At 74.0% G+C, this 24,209-nt stretch carries 24 protein-coding genes; 10 read left to right on the forward strand and 14 right to left on the reverse strand.

Annotated elements, in window-relative coordinates; all coding sequences use genetic code 11:
* The first annotated feature begins 42 nt into the window (after window positions 1-42).
* Both FGW31_RS16590 and FGW31_RS16595 read left to right on the forward strand, forming a co-directional pair.
* Entirely contained in the window at window positions 43-1,086 is a 1,044-nt protein-coding gene (locus FGW31_RS16590; protein WP_142194210.1) for an ABC transporter substrate-binding protein, read from the forward strand.
* 302 nt (window positions 1,087-1,388) lie between these two features.
* Window positions 1,389-2,555: a right-handed parallel beta-helix repeat-containing protein gene (locus FGW31_RS16595; RefSeq protein ID WP_142194211.1), complete on the forward strand. Its 1,167-nt coding sequence runs from the start codon at window positions 1,389-1,391 to the stop codon at window positions 2,553-2,555.
* 64 nt (window positions 2,556-2,619) lie between these two features.
* Here FGW31_RS16595 and FGW31_RS16600 read toward each other — a convergent pair whose 3' ends face one another.
* Entirely contained in the window at window positions 2,620-3,753 is a 1,134-nt protein-coding gene (locus FGW31_RS16600; RefSeq protein WP_142194212.1) for a sugar ABC transporter substrate-binding protein, read from the reverse strand.
* Window positions 3,754-4,056: 303 nt separating this feature from the next.
* Here FGW31_RS16600 and FGW31_RS16605 point away from each other — a divergent pair, with 303 nt between their 5' ends.
* A complete protein-coding gene (locus FGW31_RS16605) occupies window positions 4,057-4,947 on the forward strand; it encodes an SCO2400 family protein (RefSeq protein WP_142194213.1) in 891 nt (296 codons plus the stop codon).
* 30 nt (window positions 4,948-4,977) lie between these two features.
* On the opposite strand, the gene bla is transcribed toward FGW31_RS16605, so the two are convergent.
* Together bla and FGW31_RS16615 are read right to left on the reverse strand one after the other, a co-directional pair.
* Window positions 4,978-5,865, reverse strand: coding sequence for a class A beta-lactamase (gene bla / locus FGW31_RS16610; protein WP_373303350.1), 888 nt, complete (start codon window positions 5,863-5,865; stop codon window positions 4,978-4,980).
* Window positions 5,866-5,944: 79 nt separating this feature from the next.
* Window positions 5,945-7,573 carry a penicillin-binding transpeptidase domain-containing protein gene (locus tag FGW31_RS16615; RefSeq protein WP_142194215.1) on the reverse strand — a complete coding sequence of 543 codons (1,629 nt, stop codon included), beginning with the start codon at window positions 7,571-7,573 and terminating at the stop codon, window positions 5,945-5,947.
* 85 nt (window positions 7,574-7,658) lie between these two features.
* Here FGW31_RS16615 and FGW31_RS16620 point away from each other — a divergent pair, with 85 nt between their 5' ends.
* Both FGW31_RS16620 and FGW31_RS16625 read left to right on the forward strand, forming a co-directional pair.
* On the forward strand, window positions 7,659-8,627 hold the full coding sequence (locus tag FGW31_RS16620; protein ID WP_142194216.1) for a LysR family transcriptional regulator: 969 nt from the start codon (window positions 7,659-7,661) through the stop codon (window positions 8,625-8,627).
* Window positions 8,624-9,511: a serine hydrolase gene (locus FGW31_RS16625; RefSeq protein WP_142194217.1), complete on the forward strand. Its 888-nt coding sequence runs from the start codon at window positions 8,624-8,626 to the stop codon at window positions 9,509-9,511. Before FGW31_RS16620 ends, FGW31_RS16625 begins: the two co-directional genes overlap by 4 nt.
* Window positions 9,512-9,605: 94 nt before the next feature.
* Here the strand turns inward: FGW31_RS16625 and FGW31_RS16630 are convergent, their stop codons facing one another.
* Both FGW31_RS16630 and FGW31_RS16635 read right to left on the reverse strand, forming a co-directional pair.
* Window positions 9,606-9,809: a cold-shock protein gene (locus tag FGW31_RS16630; protein ID WP_004985680.1), complete on the reverse strand. Its 204-nt coding sequence runs from the start codon at window positions 9,807-9,809 to the stop codon at window positions 9,606-9,608.
* A 238-nt stretch (window positions 9,810-10,047) separates the two neighbouring features.
* On the reverse strand, window positions 10,048-10,428 hold the full coding sequence (locus FGW31_RS16635) for a MerR family transcriptional regulator (RefSeq protein ID WP_142194218.1): 381 nt from the start codon (window positions 10,426-10,428) through the stop codon (window positions 10,048-10,050).
* Between the two features lie 1,038 nt (window positions 10,429-11,466).
* Here FGW31_RS16635 and FGW31_RS16640 point away from each other — a divergent pair.
* On the forward strand, window positions 11,467-11,841 hold the full coding sequence (locus FGW31_RS16640) for a DUF6479 family protein (RefSeq protein ID WP_142194219.1): 375 nt from the start codon (window positions 11,467-11,469) through the stop codon (window positions 11,839-11,841).
* 9 nt (window positions 11,842-11,850) lie between these two features.
* On the opposite strand, the gene FGW31_RS16645 is transcribed toward FGW31_RS16640, so the two are convergent.
* The gene (locus FGW31_RS16645; protein ID WP_142194220.1) at window positions 11,851-12,621 is read right to left on the reverse strand and encodes an Ig-like domain-containing protein; all 771 of its coding nucleotides are present in this window, start codon (window positions 12,619-12,621) and stop codon (window positions 11,851-11,853) included.
* Between the two features lie 252 nt (window positions 12,622-12,873).
* On the opposite strand from FGW31_RS16645, the gene FGW31_RS16650 reads away from it, so the two are divergent.
* The gene (locus FGW31_RS16650; RefSeq protein ID WP_142194221.1) at window positions 12,874-13,266 is read left to right on the forward strand and encodes a hypothetical protein; all 393 of its coding nucleotides are present in this window, start codon (window positions 12,874-12,876) and stop codon (window positions 13,264-13,266) included.
* Window positions 13,267-13,356: 90 nt separating this feature from the next.
* On the opposite strand, the gene FGW31_RS16655 is transcribed toward FGW31_RS16650, so the two are convergent.
* From FGW31_RS16655 to thrS, 3 genes are all read right to left on the reverse strand, one after another.
* Entirely contained in the window at window positions 13,357-15,060 is a 1,704-nt protein-coding gene (locus tag FGW31_RS16655) for a glycoside hydrolase family 13 protein (RefSeq protein WP_142194222.1), read from the reverse strand.
* Between the two features lie 639 nt (window positions 15,061-15,699).
* Window positions 15,700-16,683 (reverse strand): nucleoside hydrolase, encoded by a 984-nt coding sequence (locus tag FGW31_RS16660; protein ID WP_142194223.1) that lies wholly within the window; start codon window positions 16,681-16,683, stop codon window positions 15,700-15,702.
* Window positions 16,684-16,722: 39 nt separating this feature from the next.
* Window positions 16,723-17,973 carry a threonine--tRNA ligase gene (gene thrS, locus FGW31_RS16665; RefSeq protein ID WP_142194224.1) on the reverse strand — a complete coding sequence of 417 codons (1,251 nt, stop codon included), beginning with the start codon at window positions 17,971-17,973 and terminating at the stop codon, window positions 16,723-16,725.
* A 274-nt stretch (window positions 17,974-18,247) separates the two neighbouring features.
* On the opposite strand from thrS, the gene FGW31_RS16670 reads away from it, so the two are divergent.
* The gene (locus FGW31_RS16670; protein ID WP_142194225.1) at window positions 18,248-19,045 is read left to right on the forward strand and encodes a hypothetical protein; all 798 of its coding nucleotides are present in this window, start codon (window positions 18,248-18,250) and stop codon (window positions 19,043-19,045) included.
* Window positions 19,046-19,088: 43 nt separating this feature from the next.
* Here the strand turns inward: FGW31_RS16670 and FGW31_RS16675 are convergent, their stop codons facing one another.
* Window positions 19,089-19,364: a hypothetical protein gene (locus FGW31_RS16675; protein ID WP_142194226.1), complete on the reverse strand. Its 276-nt coding sequence runs from the start codon at window positions 19,362-19,364 to the stop codon at window positions 19,089-19,091.
* Window positions 19,365-19,409: 45 nt separating this feature from the next.
* Window positions 19,410-20,753, reverse strand: coding sequence for a helix-turn-helix domain-containing protein (locus FGW31_RS16680; protein WP_142194227.1), 1,344 nt, complete (start codon window positions 20,751-20,753; stop codon window positions 19,410-19,412).
* Between the two features lie 98 nt (window positions 20,754-20,851).
* Between FGW31_RS16680 and FGW31_RS35050 the strand changes: the two genes are divergently transcribed.
* Complete coding sequence (locus FGW31_RS35050) at window positions 20,852-21,016, forward strand: hypothetical protein (protein ID WP_167530052.1); 165 nt, start codon at window positions 20,852-20,854, stop codon at window positions 21,014-21,016.
* 314 nt (window positions 21,017-21,330) lie between these two features.
* Window positions 21,331-21,717: a DUF6401 family natural product biosynthesis protein gene (locus FGW31_RS16685; RefSeq protein WP_220450326.1), complete on the forward strand. Its 387-nt coding sequence runs from the start codon at window positions 21,331-21,333 to the stop codon at window positions 21,715-21,717.
* A 63-nt stretch (window positions 21,718-21,780) separates the two neighbouring features.
* On the opposite strand, the gene FGW31_RS16690 is transcribed toward FGW31_RS16685, so the two are convergent.
* From FGW31_RS16690 to FGW31_RS16700, 3 genes are all read right to left on the reverse strand, one after another.
* Window positions 21,781-22,575 carry a mechanosensitive ion channel family protein gene (locus FGW31_RS16690; protein WP_142194228.1) on the reverse strand — a complete coding sequence of 265 codons (795 nt, stop codon included), beginning with the start codon at window positions 22,573-22,575 and terminating at the stop codon, window positions 21,781-21,783.
* Window positions 22,576-22,761: 186 nt separating this feature from the next.
* Complete coding sequence (locus FGW31_RS16695) at window positions 22,762-23,841, reverse strand: serine/threonine-protein kinase (RefSeq protein WP_142194229.1); 1,080 nt, start codon at window positions 23,839-23,841, stop codon at window positions 22,762-22,764.
* Between the two features lie 61 nt (window positions 23,842-23,902).
* Window positions 23,903-24,209, reverse strand: a 307-nt coding sequence (locus FGW31_RS16700; protein ID WP_142194230.1) for a SpoIIE family protein phosphatase, incomplete at its 5' end; no start/stop codon positions are given.

A 24,209-nucleotide genomic window follows, 5' to 3' on the forward strand; every position in this document is an offset into this window, starting at 1 on the left:
TTAGTTTTTCCCGAGTTTTCACCGTACGACGGGAGTCCTCCCATGTCCGTCCGCCGCCGCGGCCTCTCCGCCGCAGCCCTGGCCCTCGCCGCCGCTCTCTCCCTGTCGGCGTGCGGTTCCTCCGGCGGGGAGGGCGCCTCCGCCGAGTCCTCCGCCGGAGCCGGCGACAAGAAGGCCGTGGCCCAGGGCGGGGACGACTTCGCCGACGCGGCCGCCAAGACCGCGGCCATGGGCACCGACGCCGAGCCCGGCGAGTGGCCGCGCACCATCACCCACGCCATGGGCGAGACCGAGCTGAAGGCCCAGCCGCGGCGCGTCGTCGTCCTGGACGTCGGTGAGCTCGACAACGTCGTGTCGCTGGGCATCGAGCCGGTCGGCCTCGCCCCGACCGAGGGCTCTCCCGAACTGCCCTCCTACCTCAAGGACGACGCGGGCAGCCCGAAGAACGTCGGCACCATCAACAACCTCAACCTCGAGGCGATCGCCGCGCTCGAGCCCGACCTGATCCTCGGCAGCCAGCTGCGCGCCGCCGACAAGTACGACGAGCTGTCGCAGATCGCGCCGACCGTGTTCTCCCTGCGTCCGGGCTTCACCTGGAAGGAGAACTACCTCCTCAACGCCGCCGCCCTGGACAGGACCGCGGAGGCGAAGCAGAAGCTCGCGGCCTACGAGAAGAAGGCGAAGGCCCTGGGCGAGCAGCTCGGCGCCGACAAGCCGACCGTCTCGATGGTGCGGTACCTGCCCGACGGCGTCATCCGCCTGTACGCCAACGCCTCGTTCATCGGCACGATCCTGAAGGACGCCGGCATCCCGCGCCCGAAGAACCAGGACATCGACGACCTGGCCGCCGAGATCAGCGCCGAGAACATCGACCAGGCCGACGCCGACTACATCTTCACCGGCGTCTACGGCGACCCGAAGGCCACCGACAAGTCCAAGGCCCAGGGCAACCCGCTGTGGAAGAACCTCGGTGCCGTCAAGGCCGGCCACGCGTTCGACGTCCCGGACGAGACCTGGTACCTCGGTCTCGGCGTGACGGCCGCCGAGGAGGGCCTCGCCGACCTGGAGCAGCGCCTCACCCAGTAGCGTCCCGCCGGCCCGCCCGGCGGCCGATGCCCCCGCGACCCGACCCGCGCGCAACACTTCCGGGGAGGGCGGGGGGGGCATCGGCGTTCCGGGGCCGGCCGCGCTCCGGCACCGATGACCGTTCATGTGCGTGAATCTGATTCAGCGTCACAGGTATTGACGCGCTCACGTCACCGCATCTAGCGTCACCAGCAAGCGCTTTCCCCCCATCCTTCCACGGGACACCCGCACCACCGTCCCGTTCAAGGACGCGAACAGACGCTCATCTCGTCCCACCAGCCCCCACGAACTGGAGACGAACGATGCACCTGAGCCACGCCCTCGCCGCCGCCGGTCTGCTGGCCGGCTCGCTCGTCGCGCTGTCCGGCACACCGGCGCAGGCCGCCTCCGAGCTGTACGTGGCGCCCGGCGGCAGCGACAGCGCCTCCGGCACACAGTCCGACCCGACGACGCTGACCTCCGCGATCGAGCGCATCGCCCCCGGCGGCACCATCCACCTGCGCGGCGGCCGCTACGACCACGCGCAGACGGTCACCATCCCCGCGGGCAACAACGGCACCGCGGCCGACCGCACCCAGCTCGTCGCCCACGCCGGTGAGACACCGGTGCTGAACTTCTCCGCGCAGAGCGAGAGTTCGTCCAACCGCGGGCTCGCCGTGAACGGGTCGTACTGGCACATCAAGGGCCTCGTCGTGGAACGCGCCGGGGACAACGGCATCTTCGTCGGCGGCAGCCACAACGTCATCGAACGCACGGTGACGCGCCACAACCGCGACACCGGCCTGCAACTGTCCCGGACGACCTCCGACACCCCGCGCGACCAGTGGCCCTCCCACAACCTGATCCTGAGCGCGGAGTCGCACGACAACGCCGACTCCGACGGCGAGGACGCCGACGGCTTCGCCGCCAAGCTCACCTCCGGGCCCGGCAACGTCTTCCGGTACGCCGTCGCGCACCACAACATCGACGACGGCTGGGACCTCTACACCAAGTCGGAGACCGGCCCGATCGGCGCGGTGACCATCGAGGACTCCCTCGCCCACGGCAACGGCACCCTCTCCGACGGCACCCAGAACTCCAGCGGCGACCGCAACGGCTACAAGCTCGGCGGCGAGGACATCGGGGTCGACCACGTCGTCCGGCGCAGCATCGCCTACGACAACGGCAAGCACGGGTTCACCTACAACCGGAACCCCGGCTCGATGACCGTCTCGGGCAACGTCTCCGTCGACAACGCCGAGCGCAACTTCTCCTTCGACGCCGGGACGTCCGTGTTCCGCGACAACACCTCCTGCCGCGGCGACGACGGTTCGAACGACAAGACCGTCGGCGACGCCGACGGCTCGAACCAGTTCTGGACCGGCTCCAACGGCTCCCGGTGCGCGGACTACTCCGGCGCCCTGGACTGGTCGTTCGCCGCGGACGGCAGCCTGGACGTCACCTTCGGCGGCAACAGGGTGACGCCGTGACCCCGTGACGGCCGCGGCCACCGCGTTCGGCCCGCCCGGAGGTCTCCGGGCGGGCCGTGCGGCGTCACAGCAGGCCGATCTCCGCGCAGGCCGCCGCGTACTTCTCGGTGCAGATCTCCTCGACGGTGTAGACGGCGTCCTGGATCACCGTGTCCTCGATGTTCTCCCTGGTCAGCGCGACCACCGGGACCAGCATCGCCGGGATGTCCCGCTGCGTGGGGCTGTCCACCCGCTCCCGGGCCAGCGCGTCGAACTGGATCGAGCGGTCCTGCACCTTGGCCACCGCCATGTCCGCGGCACCGGTCGCCTCCAGCAGGAAGGACTTGTACACCGTCATGTACTGCGTGCCGGCGACGATCCGCTGCACCGCCGCCAGGTCCGCGTCCTGCCCGGTCACCGGCGGCAGTTCGGTGGCGCCCGCGTCCTGCAGCGCCTCGATGACGGCGCCGGCCATGCCGTCGTTCGCCGAGTAGACGGCGGCGACGTCGCCGAGGCCGACCTCCTTGATCGCCTTGCGCATGTTCTCGGCGGCGACCTCGGGCAGCCACTTGGTGGTGTCGTACGACTTGACGATGTCGACGTGGCCGTCCAGTTCGCTGAGCGCGCCCTTCTTGAACAGGGCCGTGTTCGGGTCGGCGGGCTCGCCGTTCATCATGACGACCTTGCTCTTCTCCGCCGCGTCGCCGAGCGCGTTCACCAGGGCACGGCCCTGCACCTGCCCGACGAGTTCGTTGTCGTGCGAGACGTAGGCGTCGATCGGGCCCTGGGCCAGCCGGTCGTAGGCGATGACGGCTATGCCCGCCTCCTTCGCCCTGCGCACGTCCGGCTCGACGGCCTCCGCGTCGACCGCGTCGACCACGATCGCGTCGACGTCGTCGGCGACCATCTTCCGGAACTGCTCGCTCTGCCGTTTCTCACTGCCCTCGGCGTTGGCGTAGACGACCTTGCCCTGCTTGTTGGTGAGGGAGGAGATCCGCTCCTTGATGAGGGGATAGTCGAACTTCTCGAAGCGTGCCGTGTCCCGGTCGGGCAGCAGCAGGCCGACGGTGATGTCGTAACTCTTGCGGGAGGACGCCGAGTCGGCCCCGTCACCGGATCCGCCGACGACACCGCAGGCGGTGAGCGACAGGGCGGAGAGACCGGCGGTCAGGGCAAGGGTGACACGACGTACACAGTGGGGGGTGGTACGGGGGATCACGTGAGGTGCCTTCCGGGCGATCGTGCAGCGTGGGCGACCAAACGACTGGACGGCCGACGCGGCACCATCCGTGCGGCGTCAAGGCCAACTTCCGTCTCAGGCCCGAACGTTGTTGTGAGCAGTGTGTCCATTGTGCGGTGGTGCGACGGTCATGCTCACGACCCCCACGCGAGCTGTGCAGAGAATGTGCGCAGGAGCAGCACACAGACTGCACACAGTCGGGGGTGGCGCTCGTTAGCGTTGCTGTGCCCTGATCCCGGACCAGCCGCCCCTTGGGGCGTCGGTACGTCACCTGAGGAAGACATGGACTACTGCTCCACGTGCCGCCGACATCTGAACGGCGCCTTGGTCTGCCCCGGCTGCGGTGCCTACGCCCCCGACATCGCGCCCGTCCTCGGCGCCGCCGGGACCGCTGCAACGGCAGCGGCAGCGGCCGGTTCCGCGGACGGTGCGCTCTTCACCGAGGGCGCGGCGGCCGGTGCGGGCACGCCGTCCTCCGACGAGGCGCCGCTCGCTGCGGCCGCGGCCGCCGGCACCGGCCGGGCGGCCCGGCGGCGGCAGCGGGCCCGCTGGAAGAAGACCCAGCGGCGCGCCCTGGTCGCGACGGCCGTGGCCATGGTCGGCGGCGGCATCACCCTCGCCTCGCTGGACCGGGGCACCGGAGACGGCGCCCAGGCCGCCTCGGCACCCGACCTGAAGGGCATGGGCGGCAAGAGCCCTCTGGACCGGTACGGCGACCCGTCCATACCGACGCCCGGACCGGAGCACACCGAGGAGTCGTCCGAGGCGGACGACGAGCGCACCCGTCCCGCCGACGACACCCCTGCGTCCAACGCCCCCTCCGACACCCGCACGGACGGCGCCGCCGCCTCGGGCTCGGCGGTGTCCACCCAGCCCCGCACCACCTCCCCGGACACCGGCTCCGGCGCGCGCCAGAACACGACGACCGGCGGCGACAGCGGCTCGGACAGCAGCGCGGGCAGCGGCTCCGACGGCGGCTCGGCGACCGGCGGTTCGGCCCCGTCCACCCAGCCGTCGACGCCGCCCCCGGCCGCCGACGACAGCACCGGGACCGGCTCGGACAGCGGCGCCGGCCAGGACACCGGCGGCTCCGAGCCCGCCCCCAGCACCCCGCCGGCCACCACCCCGGACTCCGACCGGCTCTGCCTGCTGGTCATCTGCCTCGGCAAGTGAACCGGCGGCGGGCCGACGGCCGCCCGTACCTCAGCCGAGGGCGGCCAGGGTGCGCCGGGTGGCCTCGGCGACCAGCGCATCGCTGGGCTCGGCCGCGCGGTCGGGCCGCTCGCTCATGACCGCCAGCACGATCGGCTCGCCCCGGTCGGGCCACAGCACGGCGACGTCGTTGGCCCGGCCCCAGTCGCCGGTGCCGGTCTTGTCGCCCACCGTCCAGCCCCGGGGCGCGCCCGCCCGGATGCGCCGCCCGCCGGTCTTGTTGCGGACCAGCCAGTCCCTCAGCAGTTCCCGCTTCTCCGCGGGCAGGGCGTCGTCGAGGACGAGGGCCCGGTAGTCGGCGGTCAGGGCCCGCGGGCTGGTGGTGTCGCGCGGATCGCCCGGCGGGTTCCGGTTCAGTTCGGGCTCGTAGTGGTCCAGACGGCTCACGCGGTCGCCGAGACCACGCAGGTGGGTGGTGAGGGCGCGCGGGCCGCCGAGGTGGCGCAGCAGCAGGTTGGCGGCCGTGTTGTCGCTGTACCGGACGGCCGCGTCGCACAGCTGACGGAGCGTCATGCCGGTGTCGACGTGCCGCTCCGTGACGGGTGAGTAGGCGGCGAGGTCGGCCCGGGTGTAGGTGACGCGCCGCTCCAGCCGGTCGAGCGGGCCGCGGTCCAGCACGGCGGCCGCGGCGAGGGTCTTGAAGGTGGAGCAGAACGCGAAGCGTTCGTCGGCGCGGTGGACGACGGTGGCGCCGCTCCCGGTGTCGACGGCGAACACGCCGAGCCGGGCGCCGTACTCGCGCTCCAGGCCGGCCAGGCCCCGCGGGTCGACCGGGGCGGGGGCGCGGCGGCTCGGCGGGGCGGAAGACGCCGAGGACGCCGACGACGCTGCGGGCGCGCCGCGCTCGCGCGCCGGGGTGTCGGCGGCGCATCCGGCCACGGGGGCGAGGGCGGCGGCCAGCAGCAGCGCGCGACGTGAGAGGTGTGCGGACACGGGGGTTTCCCTTTCGGCCGTTCGGTCAGGACTCGGGTACGGCGGACAGCAGTGAATGGAGCACCGGCCCCGCGGAACCGCCTCCGGTGACGCCTTCCTCGACCACGCAGGCCACGGCCACGCCGCCGCGGTGGGCGACCATCCAGCCGTTGTTCTCCTGCTCGTCGGAGACCTCCGCTGTGCCGGTCTTGGCGCCGATGTCGCCGGGCAGGTCGGACAGGACGCGCGCGGTGCCCTCGGTGACGGTCGCCCGCATCAGGGCGCGCAGCTGGGTCACCACCCGCGGCGGCAGCGGTGTGGTGGCGGTGGTGTCGGTGGTGCCGGCGACGAGCGACGGCTGGTGGAAGGTGCCGGACACGGCCGTCGCCGTGACCGACGCCATGATCAGCGGGTTGGCCTGGACGCGGCCCTGCCCGATCATCGAGGCGGCCTTCTCCGTGGCGTCGCGCGGCACCGGCACGGAGCCGTCGTAGGAGGGCACGCCGACGTGCCAGGTCTGGCCGACCCCGAAGTACTTCTTCGCCACCTCGCCGAGTTCACCGTCGCCGAGCTTGCCGCGCAGGCCGATGAAGGCGGTGTTGCACGACTCGGTGAAGTCCTTGCGGAAGGTGGCGCCCGGGTGTTCGGAGCTCTCCACGTTCTGGAACCGCTTGCCCACCGTGAGGTACTTGGGGCAGTCGACGACGTCGTCCGGTGCGACCGCGCCCTTCAGCAGCAGCGCGCTCGTGGTGACGATCTTCCAGGTGGAGCCTGGCGCGTAGGTGCCGGAGACGGCCCGGTTGAAGCCTGTGGCGGGCGCGTTGGCGACGGCGAGGATCTCGCCGTCGTCGATGCGCAGGGCGACGAGTGCGGCGTTTTTGCCGTCCGCCTCGGCGAGGGCGCGCTCGGCGGCCGCCTGCCAGTCGGCGTCGAGGGTGGTGCGGACGGGTCCGTCGTCGCCCTTGGTGGCGGGTTTCCGGCCGAAGGACGCCTCGGTGCGCCGCACCTTCCCGGTGGCCCGGTCGACGAGGTGCACCGCGCCACGCGGCCCGGCGCCGTCCGCGCCGCCGGCGAGCCGGGCCAGCACGGGGCCGAGGGAGGGGTGGGTGGCGCCGGAGAGGGTGTCGCCGTCGCGGTCGAGTGCCTCGACGGGCTTGTCCTTCTCGCGTTCCAGGCGGAACTTCTCGGTGTCGCTGAGCCGCGGATGGACCAGCGACAGCCGCCAGTCGACCTTCCAGCCGCCGTCGGCCTGCTCCCGCAGCGGCAGTTGCGAGGTGTACGTCCAGGTGCCGAGGCCGGTGACGGGCATCCGGGCGGTGAAGGGCACGGTGACGGCGCCGTCTCCGGTCTCCCGCGGTTCCTCGGCGGTGAGCTGCGGCTTCTCGATGTCGAGTCCGGTGGTGAAGCTGCTCAGCACCTGTTCGGCGCGGTCGGGCCTGGTGGTGCGGGCGGCGGCGTCCGGGAGCCGTCCGGCGGACCAGTCGGCGAGGAAGGCGCGGGCGGCGGCCGTGGCCTCCGGGTCGGGTCCGCTCGCGCCGTCGAAGGGCGGCAGTCCGGCCGCGTACGCCCCGCCCGCGGCGACCGCGACCGCCACCGCCACGGCCGTGAGCGTCCTGGCGGTGCGGCGCGGGCGGCGTCCGCCGGCGGCGGGGCGGATGTCGGGGTAGGAGTTCATGCCCCGACCACAGCAGCGGTACGGGCCGTCCGTCCAAGACCGCTATCGATCTCGGATCAATACGTACTCGATATGGTTACTGGTCGTGGACCTGGTGCGGCACCTGGAGTGCTTTGTGGCTGTTGCAGAAGAGTCACACTTCGGGCGTGCCGCGGATCGTCTGGGGATGGCTCAGCCGCCGCTGTCGCAGCGGATCCAGCGGCTGGAGCGGGAGCTGGGCGTGCGGCTGTTCGAGCGGACGAGCCGCCAGGTGCGGATCACGGAGGCGGGGCGGCTGCTGCTGGCCCAGGCCCGTGAGGTCCTCGCCCGTTCGGAGTCGTTCCTGGCGACCGCGCGCCGGGTGCGCGACGGTGAGACGGGGCTGCTGCGGGCGGCGTTGCCTCCGGACCTGTCCGGGGAGACCGTCGCCGCGCTGCTCTCGGACTTCGGACGCCGCCACTCGGGACTGGAGCTGGAACTGCACGAGCTGTCCACGGCGCAGCAGCTGGACCGGCTGGCAGCCCACGAACTGGACGTCGGTGTCGTGCACCATCCGTGTGACGTCACCGGTCTGGAGCTGGGCCCGGTGCTGCGCCGGGAGCTGGGCGTGCTGCTGCCGCGCCGGGCGCGGGCGGCCGCGCTGGAGGAGGTTCCGCCGGCCGCGCTGTCCGGTCACGACCTGATCCTCTTCCCGCGCGCCGCGGCCCCGGCCCTCTACGACGATCTGCTGACGACGTGCGCCCGGGCCGGTTTCACTCCCGCCGCGGTCCGTCACGGCCAGGGCGCCAGTTTCGTGCGCGGTCTGGTGCTGTCCGCCGGGGCCGTCGCCCTGTGCCCGCGCGACGCCCTGCCGTTGTCGGCGGGGGACGGCGACCCGGAGGTCGTGTGGCGTCCGCTGAGCGGGGGAGCGCCGGCGCTGCGGCATTCGGCGGCCTGGCTGCGGGGCCGCGGGAACGCCGCCGTGCACGCCTTCGCCGAGGCGGCCACGCACGCCCTGCGCACCACCGCCGGCGCGACCCCCGACGCACCGCCCCGCCCGCTGCATCTGCGCCCGGCATCGGAGTACTGGCTGTGACCGACGCCCTCGCCCGCATCCACGCGGCCTTCTCCGACGCCGGGGTCACCGGCTGGCTGCACGCCCTGGACATCGACTCCGGGGCGCAGCTCGACGCCGGGGCGGACCAGCCGGTCTGCACGGCGAGTGTCCACAAGCTGTGCGTCCTGGTCACGCTGCACGAGCAGGCCGCGGCGGGCCTGCTGGACCTCACCGAGCAGGTCGAGTGCCCGCCCGAGGGCCGCACTCCGGGGCCCACCGGGACCGCCGCGATGCTGGACGCGGCCCGGCTGTCGCTGCGCGACCTGGCGTACCTGATGATGGCGGTCAGCGACAACGCCGCCGCCGACCTGCTGCTGCGCCGGGTGGGCCTCGACGCGGTCAACGCCACCACGGCCCGGCTGGGTCTGGCGCGTACGCGGGCCGTGCACAGTTTCGGCGACATGCTCGCCACGATGAAGGAGGACGCGGGGCCGGACGGCGCGCGGGCGCTCACCGACCCGCACGTCATCACCCGGCTGCGGGCGCTGGACCCGGCCCGCACCAACCGCAGCACGCCGCGCGACATGACCCGGCTGCTGGGTGCGGTGTGGCGGGACGAGGCGTGCACGCCGGAGCACGGGGCCGCCGTCCGGCGGATCCTGGGGCTTCAGGTGTGGCCGCACCGCCTGGCCTCCGGCTTTCCGTTCGACGATGTGCACGTCGCCGGGAAGACCGGCAGCCTGCCGACCCTGCGCAACGAGGTCGGGGTCGTCGAATATCCGGACGGAGGGCGGTACGCCGTCGCCGTGTTCACCCGTACCGCTCAGACCGCGGCCACCCTTCCGGCGGCCGACGCGGTGATCGGCACGGCGGCGCGGATCGCGGTGGACGCGCTGCGGGCGGAGGCGTTGCGGACACGTTGATCCGCGGAGAAAAGCAAACGAATAAAGACAGGAAAACAAAGAGCAGGGGCCCGCACCGAAGTGCGGGCCCCTGCTCTCAAACCCTGCGTACGGGTCAGGCGGGAACGATGTTCTCCGCCTGCGGGCCCTTCTGGCCCTGGGTGACGTCGAAGGTCACCTTCTGGCCCTCCTGGAGCTCGCGGAAGCCCGAGGTGGCGATGTTCGAGTAGTGGGCGAAGACGTCGGCGCCGCCGCCGTCCTGCTCGATGAAGCCGAAGCCCTTTTCCGAGTTGAACCACTTCACGGTACCGGTGGCCATATCAATCTCCTGAGACAGTGCTGGGACTCGCACCTTACGAATCCCGTCATCGTCGCGATGATCACCTGCCCGGAGAACCGGTAGCAAATTGGCAACCACAACTGCAACTGACGTCAGCCTAGCATGGAACATATCCGCGGCAAGCGAGGAAAATCACGGAGGAAAACACCGGCGGCGGGTTTAAGGAAATAGATTTTGACAGCGGGAGCGGAATTTCTGCTGCGGCGGGAGCAGGTTTTCACCGGGGCCCGGGGGCCGTGCCCGCGCTCCACCGGCGCAGCTCCTCGTGGTCCCGTTCGGCCTGTTCCAGCTGTTCCTCGAGGCTGATGATGCGGCACGCGGCGTCGACCGGCGTTCCCTGGTCGACCAGCTCGCGCGCGCGGGCTGCCAGCCGGAGCTGGTGGCGCGAGTAGCGGCGGTGCCCGCCGTCCGAGCGGGTCGGCGTGATCAGCCGTGCCTCGCCGAGGGCACGGAGGAAAGCGGGTGTCGCTCCGACCAGTTCGGCCGCCCGGCCCATGGTGTAGGCGGGGAAATGGTCGTCGTCGAGCCGGTCGGCGACGGGGGGCCGGTCCTGGTCCGGCTGCCGGCCGTCGACGTTCGGCTGACCTTCCGAGGTCATACGCACCTTTCCGCGGACCACAGTGACACGGTCCGCCACGGGGACGGGTTCCCCGGGGAGGAACTCTAGTCGCCTCGACGGAAAAACTGCCGCGGCCGAGGAAGATGTCCTGTGCCGGTTCGGCCACACCCGCGCGACCGTGTCCTCCGCCGCCTTCCGGTCCGGTCGTCCACCACGCCGGGAACGGTGTGCCGTGAACGGCTCCTACGGCGCCTGCGCCCCGGCACTCCGTCCGTGTGTCCTCGACCGGCCGGGCCCGGCGCGGGCCCATCCCGCCCCGCACGGCGCCGAGTTCGGCCTCGGTGAGGGCGCGGTCGGGGAGGGGGTGCGGCGGGGCGGCGGCCGGGGTGGCGCGGGGACCGTCGAGGACGAGGACGAGGGCGAGGGCGAGGGCGAGGGCGAGGGCGAAGGTCGGCGCCAGGCGTCGGGGGCGGTGGCCGTGGTGAGCGGCGGGACCGCGCGGAGGAGGGCGGCGAGGGCGGCGAGGGCGGACAACAGGTCCTCGGTGGTGACGTCGGGGCGCACGGCGCCCTCCTGCGCGGGCAGGTCCCTCGTGGTGGCGTCGGGGCGCACGGCGCCCTCCTGCGGCGGGCGCGTGTCGGCAGGAGGTGCACCGTGCGGCCCTCACCCGGCGGGCCGGCATCCTGCTCCGGGGCCTGACCGCACTGGTGCGCCTCGGCTCTGACCTGCGCGCCTCCGGCAGGCGCGACCGCGACGCCCACCGTCGCCGGCGCGGACACCGCCGACCGGGGCCGGACGGTGCGCAAAGACGGGGACGGTGCGCGGAGACGGGAAGGCCGGGGCCGGGCCCCGAGCTGCACACGTGGGGACGCGACGGCCCGTCCCGGCCTTCCCTCTGGCCGCAATCTGCCACGCGGGCACTCCGGCCGCCCGCCGGAGCGGGCCGAACGAGGCGCAGGAGGGACGCAGGACGGAGGCAGGAGGGAGGCAGGAGGCGCACGTGCGGGGCGAACGAGGAGCGAAACCGGTGGGACATTCCGGGCGCTTTATCTCATTTCCTCATCCATAATCGGAAGCATGAGCATGGCAGCGTATGAAGTACTGGCCGCAAGCCAGCACGTGTGGAACGTGTTCGCGGCGTTCGTCGGCGGGCTGGTCGTGGCCGGCGCGCTGATCTGGGCCGTACGCATCGGCATGCGGTACATGGACCAGGAGGAGCCCCGCCCCAGGGCCGACGAGCAGCCGAGGCTGCCCGACGGCGGTGCGGTCCACGAGCTGCGGGAGATGCGGGAGCCGGACGAGATTCCGGACATGTCGAAGACCGGATCCCGACGGCTCATGCCCTACGAGCTGCACCACGCGGCGAGCAGGACGGGCAAGGACCAGAACCGCAAACGCTGGCTGCCGGGGTCCAGCGGCGCCTTCGGCAGCGGCGGCCCGGGCCACGTCTGACGCCCCGGGTCACCGTCCCGGGGCCGGCGCGCCCACCGTGATCTGGATCTGCTCGCTGGTGGCGCTCGCCCCGTTCAGGGTGGCGGTCGCCTGGAGCCGGCCAGGGCCCTCGGGCAGGGCCTCGCCGGGCGTGCAGGTCCACCGGCCGTCGGGCCCGGCGACGGCGGTGCACACCGTGCCGTCGTCCGGACCGCGCACGGTGATGCGCGCGCCGGGATGGGCCGTACCGGCCACGACCGGCCGCGCGGTCAGCGGCACACCCGGCTCCGGGCTGGTCAGCTGCGGCTCGGCCAGCCCCACGGTCACCTGACAGCCGCCGGTCGCGCGGGTCGTGCCGGCGGCGTCGGCGAGCCGCAGGGAGCAGCCGCTCAGCCGGGTGCCGGGCACCGCGTCGGCGGGCACCGTCAGCACGAAGGGGAAGGTTCCCGCGCGCCACGGCCGCTCGGCCGAGGTCGCGGTGTACACGGCGGTCCGGCCGTCGGCGCCCACCGCGCCCCGGTAGCCGGGGGCGTCGAGGGGCGTGCCCGTCACCCGGGCCCCGGCGGGCGCGGTCAGGGTCAGGGTGGAGCCGGTGCCGAGGTCCGGGCCGGTCAGGCCCGTGGCCTTGAGGAGTCCGGCCCGTCCGGGCGGGACGGTGACCGTGCCCCAGGACACCCGGGCGCGCGCAGCCGAACCGTGGCCGTCGTCCGAGGTGGCGGGTGCGGCGGCCGACGGCCACGCGCCCGCAAGGATCGCGGCCGCGCTCAGCGCGGCGGCGGCCGTCCTGCTGGATCTGTTCATCGTCGGCGGGCTCCCTGCACGTCCGTCGTACGTCCGTCGTACGCCGTCATACGTCCGTCATACGTCCGTCGCTGACACACCTGGCACCGATTCTCGCGGTCCGTTCCCGCAGGTCGCACGCGGTGCGCGGCCGTCCGGGTGGCCCCGGCGCGGGCATGCGCCCGGTCCGGGGCCGGGAGGGTGTGGCGGTGCCGGGTATTAAGGGGGAAGGTGGGATGAGGGCGACACAGCGGTTGCGGGAGGTGCTCCGTCGTGATCACCGAGCTTGCCGTCGAACGGGTCGAGTTCACCTGCGGTTCGTGCTGGCACCGCTGGAGCGTGGACTACGACGTCCAGCGCAATCTGGACGGCCGCGGGGAGGAGTGGGAGTACTTCTACCGGGACAACACCGCCGTCCCCTCCCCCTACACCCCGGAAGGCGCGCCGCCCTGCGAGCACTGCGGCCGCCACTGGGTCGGGCACCTGGTCGCCCGCCGTCCCGTCCCGCTGCCGGGCACCTCCGACGCGCCGCGCAGCCGCATCCCGCCGGAGGGCCTGCACCGTCCCGAACGCCTCCTGGCGCCGCTGCTGGGGGCCGACGGGCATCCGCAGCCGCCCAGAGACGGCCCGGCGGACCGGCCGACCGCGAACCCCGACACCCGCTGAGGAACCGGCCGCAGGCCTTTTCCGGACGGGCCGCGCTCCCGGCCGGCCGGCGAGGGCCGGCCGGGAGCGCGTGCGGTGCGGTGCCGCGGCTCAGCGGCCGAGCCACGCCGTGGTGTCCGGGCCGAGACGGCCGTCCTCCAGGGGCGCGCTGGTCAGCAGGACCTCGCCGGCCGGGAGGGAGACCGGCTCGGCCGACAGGTTGGTCACACAGCGCCAGCCGTCCCCGCGGTCGAACTGGAGCACCCCGGCCGGTGCCTCCCGCGCCCACGTCAGCGTCTCGCCGGCCAGCAGCTTGCGGCGCAGCCGCAGGGCCGTGCGGTACAGCTCCAGGGTCGAGCCCTCGACACCGTCCTGCGCCTCGACGGCGTACGCGGCGAACGCGGGCGGCTGCGGCAGCCAGGCGCCGGCCGCCCCGAAGCCGTACGAAGGGCCGGTGGTCGTCCACGGCAGCGGCACCCGGCAGCCGTCGCGGCCCTTGCGGACCCGGCCCGTCTGCTCCCAGATCGGGTCCTGGAGGACCTCGGTCGGCAGGTCGGCGACCTCGGGCAGCCCCAGCTCCTCGCCCTGGTAGACGTACGCCGAACCCGGCAGCGCCAGCATCAGCAGGGTGGCGGCGCGGGCCCGGCGCAGCCCGGCCGCGGTGTCGACGGCCGGTGCGCGGCCGCCGGACAGCAGCCAGGCATTCTCGTCGGTGTCCGGGGGCAGCATCAGCCGGGAGGCGTGCCGCACGACGTCGTGGTTGGAGAGCACCCAGGTCGCCGAGGCGCCGGCCGCGTGCGCCGTCGCCAGCGAGTCGCCGATCACCCGGCGCAGCGCGTCCGCGTCCCACGGGGTCTGCAGGTACTCGAAGTTGAAGGCCTGGCCGAGTTCGTCCGGGCGGGCGTACAGGGCGCGGCGGGCGCCCGGGACCCATGCCTCGGCGACCGCCATCCGGGGCGGGGAGTAGGCGTCGAGGATCTTGCGCCAGTCGCGGTAGATCTCGTGCACCTCGTCGCGGTCGTAGAACGGGTGCGTGCCGGGCGCGAACTCGGTGAGGGCTGCCTCGCCGCTCAGCTCGGGCGCGCCCAGGTCGCGCAGCGGCTCGCTCAGGTCCTTGGCGAGCGCGTGCGCCACGTCCACGCGGAAGCCGTCCACGCCCCGGTCGGACCAGAACCGCAGCGTGGTGCGGAAGTCGTCGCGGACGTCCTGGTGGCTCCAGTTGAGGTCGGGCTGTTCGGCGGCGAACAGGTGCAGGTACCACTGCCCGTCCGGCACCCGCTGCCAGGCGCTGCCGCCGAACACGGACTGCCAGTCGGTGGGCGGGAGTTCACCGCTCGGACCGCGGCCGTCGCGGAAGACGTAGCGGTCGCGGGCCGGGGAGCCGGGTCCGGCGCGCAGCGCCTCCTGGAACCAGACGTGCTGGTGGGAGGTGTGGTTGGGGACGATGTCGACGATCACCTTCAGGCCGAGCCGGTGCGCCTCGCGGACCAGGCCGTCGAAGTCGTCGAGGGTGCCGAGGCGGGGGTCGACGTCGCGCGGGTCGGCGACGTCGTAGCCGCCGTCGGCGAGCTCGGAGGGGTAGAACGGGCTCAGCCACAGGGCGTCCACGCCGAGGGCGGCCAGGTGGGTGAGGCGCCGGGTGATGCCGCGCAGGTCGCCGAGTCCGTCGCCGTCGGCGTCGGCGAAGCTGCGGGGGTAGACCTGGTAGACGACGGCCTGCCGCCACCAGTCGGGGTTCTTGGAGGAGAGGTCGGGCGTGGCGTCGGGGGCGGGGTGCGGGGGCCGGGGGTCGGGCGTGGTGGCACGTTCGGTCACGCGGTCTCCTCTGGGTGCGTGCGGGCGGCAGAAGTGAATCTGTCCACACCACCGTAAAAGCGAACACCCGGGCAGCGTGGCGTCATTCCCGCACGGGTGACGACGTGACCGTTTCGCACCCGTCTGACCGACTCGATCCGCGAGCGGTGACTGACCGGCTCGGCCGGTGGAGGTCCGACCACCCTCGGGGCCGGTGGGCGTCCGACCGTCCCGGGCCGATGGGCGTCCGACCGCGCCCGGCCGGTCGAAGTCCGACCTGCTCGGGGCCGGAGGAAACCCGACCGACTCAGGGCAGGCGGAAACCCGACCGGCTCGGGGCCCGTGGAGACCCGACCGGCCCTGCGCGGTCGGACGCCCGACCGACTCGGGACGGTTGGAGACCCAACCGACTCGGGGCCGGAGGACGCCCGACCGACTCGGCCGGAGGAGAACCCGACCGGCCCGGGGCCCGGGGAGACCCGACCGACTCAGGGCCGTGGAAACCCGACCGACCCGGCGCGATCGGACGCCCCACCGGACCGGGGCCCGTGGATACCCGACCGACCCGGCGCGATCGGACGCCCGACCGACTCGGGACCGGCGGAGAGCCGACCGGCCCGGGGCCGGTGGAGACCCGACCGGTCCGGGGCCGGTGGAGGTCTACGCTTCGGTCCGCTCGACCGTCCCCAGGTACAGCCGTACGTAGCGCTCGACGTCCACGTCGAGCCCGACGTCCACCAGCGGCTGCTCGCGCGCGTCTCCGTGGATCTCGGACTCGCCGACGCGCGGGCGGCGGTCGACCACCGTCTGCCCGCGGGTCGGGCCGGGAGCCAGGGACACCTCGACCGGGAGGCGGTGGGTGGTCAGCCCCTCCGGGTCGGCGACCGCGCACAGCGCGCCCGCGTCGCCGAGGCCGCCGGCGTCCTCGGCGGGGTCGTCGGGGCGGCTGCCCGGGGTGGCGGGACGGTGGGCGAGCAGTTCACCGGCCAGCCGGGTGCCCGGTTCGGTGCTCGCGCGCAGCCGGCGCACGTCCGCGCCCGGGACGACGACCCGGGTGAACACGTCCAGGCCGTACATGGTGATCGGCACCCCGGCCGTGAGCAGGATCGCGGCGGCCTCCGGGTCGTGCCAGACGTTGAACTCGGCGACCGCCGTGGCGTTGCCCGCGCCCGCCGCGCCGCCCATGAACACGATCCGCTCGATGTTGCGGGTGACCTCGGGGTGGGTGCGCAGCAGCAGGGCGATGTTGGTCAGCGGAGCGGTGGGCACCAGCGTGACGGGTCGCGGGGAGGCGAGGATCTCGCGGCGCAGCAGCGTGACCGCGTCCACGTCCGCGGGGCTGCGGCGCGGGGCGGGGAGGCCGAGGTCGCCCATGCCGTCGTGGCCGTGGACGTGGCGCGCGGAGCGGGGCGCCTCGATCAGCGGGCGCTCCGCTCCGCGCGCCACCGGGATGTCCGGCGCGCCCGCCTGCTCCAGCACGGTCAGCGTGTTGCGGACCACGCCGGCCACGTCCGTGTTCCCGGCCACGCAGGTCACCGCGCGCAGGTCGAGCCCCGGGTGGCGGACCGCGAACAGCAGGGCCAGGGCGTCGTCGACACCGGTGTCGCAGTCGATGATCACCGGGACGGTCTGTCCGTGCGTCACGTCGGGGGCTCCTTCCGAGCGGGTGGCGGCGCGTCGACCTTACGCGGGGTCCCAGAGCGCGGTGCCACGCCGGGCCGCCCGCTCGGCGACCCTCCGCAGCACCTCCTGAACGGGCAGGGCGCCGGGCCGCCGCCCGTCCCTGAGCCGCACCGCGAGCAGCCCGTCCGCGGCCTCCCGCGCCCCGAGCACCGCCTGGTACGGCACCAGCCGCGCCCGGCGGATCCGCGCCCCCAGGCTGCCCTCGCCGCACCCGGCCACCTCGGCCCGCAGCCCCAGCCCACCGGCGCGCCGTACGACGTCGTACGCGCGTTCCTCCTGGTCCTCGCCGACCGGCAGCACCACCAGCTGCACCGGCGCCAGCCACACCGGGAAGGCGCCGCCGTGCTCCTCCAGCAGGTGCGCGACCGCCCGTTCGACGCTGCCGATGATGCTGCGGTGCACCATGACCGGGCGGTGCCTGGCGCCGTCGGGGCCGGTGTAGTGCAGGTCGAAGCGCTCCGGCTGGTGGAAGTCGATCTGCACGGTGGACAGGGTGGTTTCGCGGCCCGCGGAGTCGGCGATCTGCACGTCGATCTTCGGGCCGTAGAAGGCGGCCTCGCCCTCGACGGCCTCGTAGGCGAGGCCGGAGGCGTCCAGGACCTCGCGCAGCAGCGCGGTGGCCCGTTCCCACAGGGCCGGGTCGGCGACGTACTTGCCGCCGCCGCCCGGCAGGGACAGCCGGTGGCGGGCGGCGCGGATGCCCAGGTCTGCGTAGGCGCGCGAGATGAGCGCGAGCGCGGCGCGGGCCTCCTCGACGGCCTGGTCCGGAGTGCAGAAGATGTGCGCGTCGTTGAGGTGGATGGCCCGTACGCGGGTGAGTCCGCCGAGGACACCGGACAGCTCGGAGCGGTACATGCCTCCCAACTCGGCCATGCGGTACGGCAGTTCGCGGTAGCTGTGGGAGCGGGAGCGGTAGAGGAGGGCGTGGTGGGGGCAGAGGCTGGGGCGCAGCACGACCTGCTCGGAGCCCAGTTCCATCGGCGGGAACATGTCGTCGCTGTAGTGCGCCCAGTGCCCGGAGATCTCGTACAGCTCGCGTTTGCCGAGCACCGGCGAGTACACGTGCCGGTACCCGGCCGCGCGCTCCGCCTCCCGGACGTACTCCTCCAGGGTGTGCCGCACGAGGGCTCCGTCCGGGAGCCAGTACGGCAGTCCCGCGCCGATCAGCGGGTCGGTGTCGAACAGGCCGAGTTCGCGGCCGAGTCGTCGGTGGTCGTGCACGGTGGTCTCCTCTGGTCGTGAGGCGAGCACCACGCGCGACGAAGCCCCGGGGCCGCTCGCCCCGGGGCTTCGTCACTGGTCAGCAGTCAGCGCGCCGGGACACTCTCCGGCGTCGTCGTGAGCGACAGGTCGGCACGCTGCATGGCGGCGACGCTAACAGGCGGCGGGTGGTGGTGCGAGCGGTTTTCCCGCCGGCCGGGGCGGCTCACCCGGACGGGCTCGCCGCGCTGGTGGGCCGGTCGGGCCGGTGGTGGCGTAGGAGCACGTCCGCTCGTGGACGGCCCGGTTCCCCAGGAGGCCCCCGATGACCACCGCCCGCGTCCTCCTCGCCTCCGCGCTGTCGGTGTCCGCCCTGCTGGCCGCGGCGGCCTGTTCCGTCGGCCGCGACGACCCCCGCGCGCTGCCCCTGCCGGAAGGCGTCCCGCAGCCCTCGTCCGCCTCCGCCACCGCGGCCGCCTCCGCCACCGAGCGGCCCGCACCGGCCCCGCCCTCGCTGAGCGAGGCACAACTGCGGGCCGCGCTGGTCACCGAGACCGACCTGGGCGAGCCGTGGATGGCCAGCCGCGGCGCGGCCACCTGGCGGGACGGCCTGCTCAAGGCGGACACGGACCACCCCGACTGCCGGCGGCTGCTCGACAGCCTCTACACGGAGGAACTGTTCGGCGCCCCGTCCGGCCCGCGCGCCACGGCCACCCTCGACGACACCTACAACGACACCCAGCTGCGCCACCAGGTCGCCGCCTACCGGCCCGCCGACGTGGACCGCGTCCTGTCCTGGCTGGCCACGCTGCCGGACACGTGCGAGCGGTTCCGGGCCACCACCACCCGGGCCGGGGCGCAGGTCGTCGAGGTCACGGAACTGCCGCTGCCGGAGGCCGGTGACGCGCGGACGGGCCTGCGGGTCACCATGACCGGGGAGGCGTCCGACGGCATGCCGACGTACCTCACCGTGGACCTGGCGGGGGTCCGCGTCGGCGACGACGCCATCACGCTCACCAACGGCGGCTTCGGCGCCGTCCTGCCCGAGGTCACCCAGGCCGTCGCCCAGCTCGGCGCGGAACGCCTCGCGGAGGTGGCACGCCAGGGGCGGGTACGGGTCTGACGGCCGCTCCGGACGACGAGTGTCAACGCAATGTGGCGATGTGTCAGGACAGGCGGTCGACCGCTTCCTTGGCCTCCAGCAGGTCCGCGCCCGTGATCTCCCGGTACCGCTTGACCGCCTGGACCTTCCTGCCCTCGCGGACGAGGGCGACGACCTCGTCGTGCCCCGGTGTCTCCTCGCGCAGGCCCAGGTGGGCCAGGACCAGGTCGAGCTTGCGCTCGGCGCGGGCGGCACGGCGTTCGGCACGGGCGAGGCGCGTCTGGAGGGTCGTGACGCCGAGCATCACGACGCAGACGAGGAGGAGTACGGCGATGTCCATGGGCGCCAAGGGTAGGGGCGCCGCGACGCTCGGCGCTCCCGGCGGTCAGACCGGGGGCTGGGCCGGGGCCGGGCCGAGGGTCGTGGTGCCCGGGGCCGTGCGGTGGCCGAGGCCCGTGCGGTAGGCGTCCAGGGCCGCCTCCACGCGGCCGGTGCGGCGCAGCAGGTCACCGAGGAGCCGGCACAGGTCGGCCAGGTCACCGGCCGCGCCCGCGCGTTCCAGCAGGCTCATCGCGCGGACGTAGTGCTCCTCGGCCCGCTCGGCGTCGCGGGCGTCCTCGGCGATGATGCCGAGCAGTCGGTGCGCGGCCGCCGCGTGCACCGCGCCCCGCTCCGGTGAGAGCCCGCCGAGCACGTCCTCCAGCAGCGCCGCCGCCTCCGCCGAACTGCCGCGCCGGTGCAGCACGTCGGCCAGCTCGACGGTCACCTGGCTGCTGTAGAGGGAGGCACGCTTGGCCGACAGCATGCTCAGCGCCTCCCGCAACTCGCCCTCGGCACGCTCCAGTTCGCCGTTCTGCGCGTACACGTACCCGCGCATCCAGTGGCAGTTGGCCAGCTCAGTGCGCAGTTGCAGCCCGCGGTACAGCTCGGCCGCCTTGGCCAGTGAGGCGTCGGCCTCGGCGAGACGTCCCTCGGCGAGCAGGGTGCGGGCCACCGACCGGTGCATCCGCGCCACCAGCGCCGGGTCGCCGGACTGCGGCGCGAGCGCCAGTGCGAACTCCGCCGCCTGGGCCGCCCGCGCGTGCGCGCCCATGTCCATGTACGGGCCGATCGCGCTGGCGTAGAGCAGCAGCAGCGCGTCCGGGTCGTGCAGACCGCCCCGGTTCAGCTCGTCGATCGTGGACTCCAGGAGATACACCGCGTACCGCAGCTCCCCGGCCAGGTAGTGGGAGACGGCCCGGCCGCGCAGCGCCGGCACGCGGGCGGGCAGCGGCGCGTCGGCGAGCCGGGCCTCGGCCCGCTCGAAGTACTGCCGGCCCCCGGCCAGCTCGCCGGTCTCCAGCGCGCACTCGCCGAGCCCGAGCAGCGCGGCGGCCTGCTCCTCGACCAGCTGGTGCTCCTCCGCCTCGGCCAGCAGCCCGGCGTACTGCTCCACGGCGGCCTCGGCCTCGCCGACGGCGAGCGTGCGCTGCGCCTCGGTCAGCCGCAGGTGCAGCTCGGTCACGAGACGGGCCGGACGGCCGGTGGCCAGTTCCTCGAACGCGACGCCGAGCCGGTCGGCGAGATGCCGCAGCGCCTCGTCGGAGGGGCGCACGCGGCCCGCTTCCAGGGTGGAGATGTACGCGGGCGTGTACACCGGTTCGGCCAGCTGTCTCTGGGTCAGTCCGCGCTGCACGCGCAACTGCTGCACCCGGCGTCCGATGGTTCTCGGCTCGTCCCGCTCCCCCATGTGCAACTCCCCCTGCGCCCCTTGCCGTTCGCGTCGGCCAGCCCCTAGGTTAAACCGTGAATTAAACGCGCTTAACTCACTGCTGTTGCGAGGTCGCCGTGCTGGAACGCACACGCACCACCGGGCGCTACGCCCGAGGCTTCGCCGCGGCCGTCGCCGCGGTCACGGCACTGGTCCTGGCGGCCAACGCGGGCCCGGCCAGAGCGACCCACTCGCAGCCCGACCGGCAGACCACGGCACCGGCGGAGGCCACGGCCCGGTAGACCGCACGCCGATGGAGCCCATGGACCCCACGCGCACGCACGCGGGTGCCCCGGACACGTGCACACGCCTACGCACGCGGGTGCCCGGACACGTACTGCGGGCGTGCGCGGACGGGTGCGGGGACGCGTGAGTGAGCGGGTGCCCGGACACGTGCTGCGCGGGTGCGGGGACGGGTGCGGGGACGCATGGGTGAGCAGTGCGGGGACGCGTGGCTGCTCGGGTGCCGGGGCGCGTACGGGCTCGTTGCGTGGGTGACGTAAATCATCGCTGCGACGGTCATCCGGCCCGTTGGGCCAGGCTTACGGTGGGACGCATGTCCCCTCTGGCCGAGATCAGCAGCTCGTTCGCGCCGCGTTTCGCGGAGTTCGCGTTCGAGCCCGCTTTCACGGCCGCGGTGGACCAGCACGTGGCGGAGATCAGGGACCGGCTGTCGGCCGGCGGACCCTCGCTGGAGCCGCCGCCCCCGCACCCCGAGGACCTCACCGACTACGCCCTCGGCTTCCTGGACGCCCTCACGGAACTCGACTGGCGCGAGCCCGTCGGACACGACTACGCCGTGTGCCGGCTGACCGCCATCAGCTGGCTGGTCCGCCGGCACGGCCTGCTCGACGGGAACGGCGCGTTCCCGGACGCGTGCGGGGACGGCACCGTCCGGGACGACCACGAGGGCCGGGAGGGCCGGGAGAGCCAGGGGCGCTAGGAACCGCGGCGGTGGCCGGCGAACGCGTCGCCGGCCGTCCGTCCGTCTCCCGGGCGGTCCCGGTCAGAGCCCGGTCCCGCCGCGCATGTCCGTGCCGCCCGGCATGTCCGTGCGCTCACGGGCCGGCTGGTTGCGCATCGCGTCCTCACGGCCGGACTGGTAGGCGCTCGCCCCCGCCTTGGCACGCTGCTGCTCCTGCTCCATCCCGGACAGCGCCCGCTCCCACCGCTGCTGCATCGGCTGGATCATGCCGCCGCCGACACCGACGACCAGGATGCCGGCGACCGTGGCCAGCGCCGCGTACAGCATCGGCCGGGTGATGTCCGTCGCGATGCCCGCCTGGCCCAGCGCCGCGACGACGCCGAGCGCGACGATGGCGGCCCACAGGACCCTGGCCACCGTGCCGCCGTACGGCCGGGACGACAGCGCGCTGGAGACGATGCCGCGCACCGCGTTGGCGATGGCCATCGCGACGACCACCAGGACGACGGCGACGATGGCGCGCGGCAGCCAGGCCACGATGCCGTTGATCATCGCGCTGACCGGATTGGGCCCGAAGACGCCCAGCGCCAGTTGCAGGGTGACCAGCAGCAGCGCGTAGTAGACGATCTTGGAGACGATCCCGGTCAGGTCGTACTTGGAGTTGGCGAGCATCCGCTCGGTGCCGGCCCGCTCCGAGAGGCGCTCCGAACCGACCTTGCGCAGCACACGGTCCAGGACCCGCGCGATCAGCTTGGAGACGAACCAACCGATGGCCAGGATGACCAGGAAGGCGACCAGCTTCGGCACGAACGTGGCGATCTTCGACCAGGCGTCGTCGAGGCCCCCGGTGAAGTCGATGGCGAGAGTGGTGGCCATGAGCGGCCCCTCCTTCGGTCGGTGGCGTCCCCCTCCTCTCGTGGATAGCAGCGGGACACGCACCGGGCCGCCGCAGCGCAGCCAACGGAGTGACGCCCGCCGTCGAGCGGACGCCCGGACATCACACAGCGTCGTCGAAGGTCACGCGGGGCCGGTCGGAGCCGTACGGCGGAGGGCAGGCGATGCTCAGCCCTGGGTCTGCAGCTGGCGCAGCTGCCGGTGCACGTGGTCCAGCGCGCCCTCGCGCCGGCCGGGCACCCGGCCGCGCAGCTCCGCGAGCGCCGCGCCCAGCTCACGGGCCCTGACCGGGTCGCCGACCCGGCCCCACTGGTGGTGCGCCCGGTCCACGGCCGCCTCGACGGCCGGCGCGTCCGGCGCCTGCCCGGCGGCCAGCCGCGCCGTGGCCACCGCCATCCACGCCCCGCAGCTGCGCGCCGCGTCCCCCGCCAGCATCGCCAGGTCCGCCCGCACCTCGGTCCAGTGCAGCGCCTCCTCGGAGGCGGGCCCGTGCGCCAGGGACGCCGCCTGCTCCAGGCGCGCGGCGAGCGCGTCGGCGTCCGCGTGCCGGCCGGAGCGCACGGCGGCGGTGACGGCCGCGTGCGGATCACCCGGGACCGGCCCGCGCTGGACCAGCACCAGGTCGGTGCCCGCGCTCTCCGGCGCGATCCGCGCCAGCGCCTGCTGGTGCAGGTCCTCCTCCGGCGGACGCCACCCGCTGCGCAGGATCGTCGCGACCGCCTTCATGTACGCCGGTGCCGCCACGCCGCGCCGGGACGGCGGCGGCGCGACCCGGCCGTACACCGCGTTGTCCCGGCCGCAGTCCAGCGGCGGCGGGCCGGCCGGCCGCGGCGCGCACAGCGTCTGCCAGGTCTCCGCGTCGGCGTGCAGGTCGAGGATGAGGGTCGTCGCGCCCGCCGGGCGCAGCCGCAGTTCGTCCCGGAACCAGTGCCACGGCAGGGCCGTGTAGCGCATGGTGGACGCGGTCGTACGGGCCAGCGCCAGATGCGGCAGGCGCTGGCGGCGGTCGAGGTGGAGCTGGCCGGTGACGTACACGGTGAGCGGTCCCGGTGCGGCGGCGGCCGCGCGCAGCCGGGTCAGCACGGCCTGCGGCTCCAGCGGGTCGGCGAGTTCCACCACGTTCGCGGTGTCGGAGCCGGACAGCACGGCGGGCGGCACGGCCGCGAGGACCGGGAGCACGGACGCCGCGTCCACCAGCCGCCCGCGGCCCAGCGGCGAGGCCGCCAGCAGCAGCACGGTTCCGGGCATGGTCCCTCCCCTGTCGATCACCTACGCAGCACGGTAACCGCTGCGGCTGCAAAGGGTGACCTCAGGAGACCGAACGTCCCCCTTCGCGGCCTTCGCCCCGGTCCGGGCGGGTCCGCCGCACCGCGAACGCGGTGGTGTCGTCGGCCAGCAGACCCCCGCTGTGCCGCAGCGTCCCGTCCCGTACGACGGCGACCAGCGGGGCCGGCGCGACGACCCGCGGGTCCGCCGCCACCGCCCGGGTCACGTCGTCGCGGAGCCGGTAGAAGCGGCCGTCGCCGTCCCGCGCCTCCGTCACCCCGTCGGTGACCAGCAGCAGCGTCTCGCCGGCGGCCAGCGGCAGCCGCCGCCCCCGCCGCGGGGCCGGGGCC

It is taken from the genome of Streptomyces calvus, from assembly GCF_006782915.1.
GTDB lineage: Bacteria > Actinomycetota > Actinomycetes > Streptomycetales > Streptomycetaceae > Streptomyces > Streptomyces calvus.

Bases quoted from the DNA above. Each gene is read 5' to 3' on its own strand.
- FGW31_RS16615 (WP_142194215.1), bottom strand. From the start codon at position 7,573: ATGAACTCCTACCCCGACATCCGCCCCGCCGCCGGCGGACGCCGCCCG.
- FGW31_RS16635 (WP_142194218.1), bottom strand. From the start codon at position 10,428: ATGACCTCGGAAGGTCAGCCGAACGTCGACGGCCGGCAGCCGGACCAG.
- FGW31_RS16640 (WP_142194219.1), top strand. From the start codon at position 11,467: ATGAGCATGGCAGCGTATGAAGTACTGGCCGCAAGCCAGCACGTGTGG.
- FGW31_RS16695 (WP_142194229.1), bottom strand. From the start codon at position 23,841: ATGCCCGGAACCGTGCTGCTGCTGGCGGCCTCGCCGCTGGGCCGCGGG.
- FGW31_RS16675 (WP_142194226.1), bottom strand. From the start codon at position 19,364: ATGGACATCGCCGTACTCCTCCTCGTCTGCGTCGTGATGCTCGGCGTC.
- FGW31_RS16680 (WP_142194227.1), bottom strand. From the start codon at position 20,753: ATGGGGGAGCGGGACGAGCCGAGAACCATCGGACGCCGGGTGCAGCAG.
- FGW31_RS16595 (WP_142194211.1), top strand. From the start codon at position 1,389: ATGCACCTGAGCCACGCCCTCGCCGCCGCCGGTCTGCTGGCCGGCTCG.
- FGW31_RS16605 (WP_142194213.1), top strand. From the start codon at position 4,057: ATGGACTACTGCTCCACGTGCCGCCGACATCTGAACGGCGCCTTGGTC.
- FGW31_RS16630 (WP_004985680.1), bottom strand. From the start codon at position 9,809: ATGGCCACCGGTACCGTGAAGTGGTTCAACTCGGAAAAGGGCTTCGGC.
- FGW31_RS16670 (WP_142194225.1), top strand. From the start codon at position 18,248: ATGACCACCGCCCGCGTCCTCCTCGCCTCCGCGCTGTCGGTGTCCGCC.
- FGW31_RS16690 (WP_142194228.1), bottom strand. From the start codon at position 22,575: ATGGCCACCACTCTCGCCATCGACTTCACCGGGGGCCTCGACGACGCC.
- FGW31_RS16685 (WP_220450326.1), top strand. From the start codon at position 21,331: ATGTCCCCTCTGGCCGAGATCAGCAGCTCGTTCGCGCCGCGTTTCGCG.
- FGW31_RS16590 (WP_142194210.1), top strand. From the start codon at position 43: ATGTCCGTCCGCCGCCGCGGCCTCTCCGCCGCAGCCCTGGCCCTCGCC.
- FGW31_RS16645 (WP_142194220.1), bottom strand. From the start codon at position 12,621: ATGAACAGATCCAGCAGGACGGCCGCCGCCGCGCTGAGCGCGGCCGCG.